Origin of the sequence: Candidatus Synechococcus spongiarum, assembly GCF_900047545.1 — a bacterium.
Lineage (GTDB): Bacteria > Cyanobacteriota > Cyanobacteriia > PCC-6307 > Cyanobiaceae > Synechococcus_B > Synechococcus_B spongiarum_C.
In genome coordinates, this window is sequence record NZ_FITM01000128.1 from 1 (window position 1) to 2,010 (window position 2,010).

Genomic DNA, 2,010 nt, shown 5'->3' on the forward strand with positions numbered 1-2,010 from the left:
CCCTCTCTGGTTTCTTGCGCTATATGCCTGCAGCAGCTTTTACACCTCTTCTAATTATTTACCTGGGCATTGACGAGGCACCGAAAATCGCCCTGATCGCCATCGGCACAGTGTTCTTTAACATGCTGATGGTGATGGATGCAGTGAAATTTGTTCCCCAAGAGCTCATTGAAACCACGCTCACTTTGGGAGGATCCCGGCGCCAGGTGGTGACCCAGGTCATCACCCGTTACAGCTTGCCTAGCATCATTGACACCCTGCGCATCAACATGGCCACGTCCTGGAACCTGTTGGTGGTGGCGGAGTTGCTGGCAGCAGAGGTGGGCTTGGGCAAGCGGATTCAGTTGGCGCAACGGTTTTTTCGCACGGAGCAGATCTTTGCGGACTTGCTGGTGCTGGGGCTGATTGGCTTTGCCATTGACCTGGCGTTCCGGCTGTTGTTGCGACTCACCTGCCGCTGGGCCGTCTGAACAGGAGCAGAATCCCCATGGACTTCCAGGTTCAGTCCGTATCCAAAACCTTCGGCGAAGGGCAGCAGGCTCAGCTCGTGCTCAAGGATGTCAATCTCAGGGTCCGCTCAGGAGAATTCACCGCCATTGTGGGCCACTCCGGGTCCGGGAAGTCCACTCTCCTCCGCTGTCTTGCCGGGCTGGAGCGACCCAGCCGTGGGTTGATCTGCATGGATGGACAGCCCGTGACCGGTCCGGGTCCTGATCGCGGTCTGGTGTTTCAAAACTACAGCTTGTATCCCTGGCTGAACTTGGCGCAGAACGTGGCCTTCGGGATGGAGCTGCAAGGCTGCTTCTCACGGCGGGAGATTCAAGAGCGCACAGCCTATTTCCTTGAGGTGGTGGGCTTAGGGGATCGGCGCAGACTGCTGCCGAGGGAATGCTCCGGTGGGATGCAGCAACGGGTGGCCATTGCCCGCGCCCTGGCGGCGGCTCCCAAGGTGCTGCTGTTGGACGAGCCCTTTGGCGCCCTGGATCTTCACATCCGCGCCACGATGCAAAACTTTCTTTATCGCCTTTGGGAGCGCACCCGCCTCACCTCCATCCTGATTACCCACGACCTGGAGGAAGCGCTGCTGTTGGCTCAGCAGGTGCATGTTCTGGCTCCCAACCCTGGCCGTATCAGCCACACCCTTGCGACAAACTTCGACCATCAGGATCTCGACAAGCTGCGATTCAATCCCTCTTTTCTCCAGCAACGCCAAAACCTGGCCCAAGCAATGGAATCCGTTGAGCCTGTAGCCTCCCCTCACTAACCACCAGCCACAGCGGGAATAATGGACACTTCGTCCCCCTCCTTCAACGGGGTGGCCTGATTGTCCAGAAAACGAATATCTTCACTGTTGACGTAGATGTTGAGAAAGCGGCGCAATTTGCCAGAGTTGTCACAAAGACGGGCCTTCAAGCCGGGGAAGCGTTCATCAAGAGCCTGGATCAGCTGGTTCACGTCCACGGCATTCAGCTCAACAACGGCTTCGTTGGCCGTGAACGGTTGCAGCGGTGTGGGGATCAAAACTTGAACGGGCATGGGATCCTCGGGTTCGGTGTGGTGAATGGATACCTGGGCCAAGCGCTGGGCCGGACCCTAGGCTACCAGGGCCGTCCCGGCCGTGGTCTGGCCGGAAGCGTTGGCCCAGGCCTGGTTGAAGCTGTCCAGCGTCGCATCAATCTTGAACGGGGCGCCAATGACGTCCTTGACGGCCTCCGCTGTTTTGAGACCGTTGCCGGTGATGTAGGTCACGGTGGTTTCATCGGGGTGGATCCTGCCGGACTCCGCCAGCTTTTTGAGCACGGCAATGGTGGTGCCACCGGCAGTCTCCGTAAAGATCCCCTCCGTTTCCGCCAACAGCTTGATGGCGGCCACGATCTCGGCATCACTCACGGCCGTGATGCTGCCGCCGCTTTGTCGGGCCACGTCCAGGGCATAGGGACCGTCAGCGGGATTGCCGATGGCAATGGATTTGGCAATGGTGTGGGGTTTCACCGGGGCGATGAAATCCCG

General features: G+C 58.9%; 4 protein-coding genes. 2 read left to right on the forward strand and 2 right to left on the reverse strand.

Translation table 11 applies throughout. The features are described 5' to 3' along the window. Together FLM9_RS05370 and FLM9_RS05375 are read left to right on the forward strand one after the other, a co-directional pair. On the forward strand, window positions 1–470 hold a 470-nt coding region (locus tag FLM9_RS05370), incomplete at its 5' end, for an ABC transporter permease (protein ID WP_143324616.1). A 17-nt stretch (window positions 471–487) separates the two neighbouring features. After that, the gene (locus FLM9_RS05375) at window positions 488–1,264 is read left to right on the forward strand and encodes an ABC transporter ATP-binding protein (protein WP_074457606.1); all 777 of its coding nucleotides are present in this window, start codon (window positions 488–490) and stop codon (window positions 1,262–1,264) included. Here FLM9_RS05375 and FLM9_RS05380 read toward each other — a convergent pair. Next, the gene (locus tag FLM9_RS05380) at window positions 1,261–1,536 is read right to left on the reverse strand and encodes a MoaD/ThiS family protein (RefSeq protein ID WP_074457607.1); all 276 of its coding nucleotides are present in this window, start codon (window positions 1,534–1,536) and stop codon (window positions 1,261–1,263) included. The genes FLM9_RS05375 and FLM9_RS05380 overlap by 4 nt on opposite strands. Window positions 1,537–1,593: 57 nt before the next feature. Then, a partial coding sequence (locus FLM9_RS05385) for a threonine synthase (protein WP_143324617.1) occupies window positions 1,594–2,010 on the reverse strand: 417 nt, incomplete at its 5' end.

Bases quoted from the DNA above. Each gene is read 5' to 3' on its own strand.
- FLM9_RS05375 (WP_074457606.1), top strand. From the start codon at position 488: ATGGACTTCCAGGTTCAGTCCGTATCCAAAACCTTCGGCGAAGGGCAG.
- FLM9_RS05380 (WP_074457607.1), bottom strand. From the start codon at position 1,536: ATGCCCGTTCAAGTTTTGATCCCCACACCGCTGCAACCGTTCACGGCC.